Annotated in this window: 1 protein-coding gene and 3 pseudogenes; 2 read left to right on the forward strand and 2 right to left on the reverse strand. The window is 58.3% G+C overall.

Translation table 11 applies throughout. The features are described from left to right. Positions 1 to 273, forward strand: a pseudogene (locus THIDRDRAFT_RS23250) (IS256 family transposase); the annotation flags it as partial. A gap of 90 nt (positions 274 to 363) precedes the next feature. Here the strand turns inward: THIDRDRAFT_RS23250 and THIDRDRAFT_RS23255 are convergent. Together THIDRDRAFT_RS23255 and THIDRDRAFT_RS23260 are read right to left on the reverse strand one after the other, a co-directional pair. Next, positions 364 to 639, reverse strand: a complete 276-nt coding sequence (locus tag THIDRDRAFT_RS23255) for a hypothetical protein (protein WP_007043401.1) — start codon at positions 637 to 639, stop codon at positions 364 to 366. Between the two features lie 124 nt (positions 640 to 763). After that, positions 764 to 985: pseudogene (locus THIDRDRAFT_RS23260) on the reverse strand (integrase core domain-containing protein); the annotation flags it as partial. Between the two features lie 87 nt (positions 986 to 1072). Between THIDRDRAFT_RS23260 and THIDRDRAFT_RS25240 the strand changes: the two are divergent. Then, positions 1073 to 1219 (forward strand): annotated as a pseudogene (locus THIDRDRAFT_RS25240) (transposase); the annotation flags it as partial.

Raw genomic sequence — 1219 nt, forward strand, 5'->3', positions numbered from 1 at the left:
GCCTTCTACGACTATCCGGCCGAGCATTGGGTGCACATTCGCACGACCAACCCGATCGAATCGACCTTCGCCACCGGGCGACTGCGCACCAACCGCACCCGCAACTGCGGGGCACGCGAGACCACGCTGGCGATGGTCTTCAAGCTGCTCCAGTCGGCGCAGAAGAACTGGAGGCGCATCAAGGGATTTGGAAAACTGGAACTGGTCGTCAATAACGTCCCGTTCCGCGATGGAGAGCAAGTGAACGATCAGTCAGATCGGATCGCCGCCTGATGGAGGCCATACACCAGATTTGACATTAACTCCGTGTTTCGTCGTTGGTCGCGTACCCAGCCCTTTTAAGTTGCCATTTTGAGTACGCGGTCAAGTGCCAGCCAGCACCTTGGCGGTCGACACATGGATCTTGCCCTTGTACTGGGTTTTCGGCGTGCGCGGTTTCTTCGGTCTGCGGGTCGTCTTGCGCAGCTTGGCGAGGTCGACACGGGTGGCTAGATCGAGCAAGAGGGTACACAGTTCTTCGCGGCTGGCGTTGGTGAAGCGTGCCCAGTCCGCGTCGTCGACGGCGATGTTCATCCCCTCCGTGGTGTTGGCGATCTCGGCGGCCAGGTAGTACTCGGAGAAGGTGTCGGTCGTTGTCAAAAAAGATATCGCGTCGCTCAGGTGTCGTTGTGCAGGCTGTCGACCTCCTTATTTGACGTCGGTTTTCCAGGATTGAGGAGCAACGTAAAGTGGACTCCATGTCCAGGACAGTTTTCCCTCGAATTTAAGTTGTACTGGCCACCTCAATCGCAGCGATTTGGCGCTGCCCCAGTGTTGTCTCGCCGAAGCGATCGACGATCTTGGCCCCACCCCCGTTTCCCGATCGGTAGACCGCATCAGGCGTGAGGTACCCCAGGGATTGGTGGGGGCGTTCGCCATTGTAGAAGGCGAAATACTCGGTCAACCCCAGGAGCAGCTCGGGCAAGCTGGCGTAGCCTTTGAGGTAAGGGACCGTCCACTAGGGCGTGTCATCAATTCCTTGAGCGTGCCATGATTCTCGTCCATCACGATCGCAACATTGAGGAGAGCCCAGATCGCACAACGCCGCCATGCCCTGCGCGATGACCAATGGGAGCGCATCAAAGATCTGTTGCCAGGCCGCCCTGGCCAAGTTGGCGTTACCGCCCGCGATAATCGCTTGTTTGTCGAGCGGTTATTTACCGCTATCGCACGGGCATCC

Source organism: Thiorhodococcus drewsii AZ1, from assembly GCF_000224065.1.
In the GTDB taxonomy this organism is placed as follows: Bacteria; Pseudomonadota; Gammaproteobacteria; order Chromatiales; family Chromatiaceae; genus Imhoffiella; species Imhoffiella drewsii.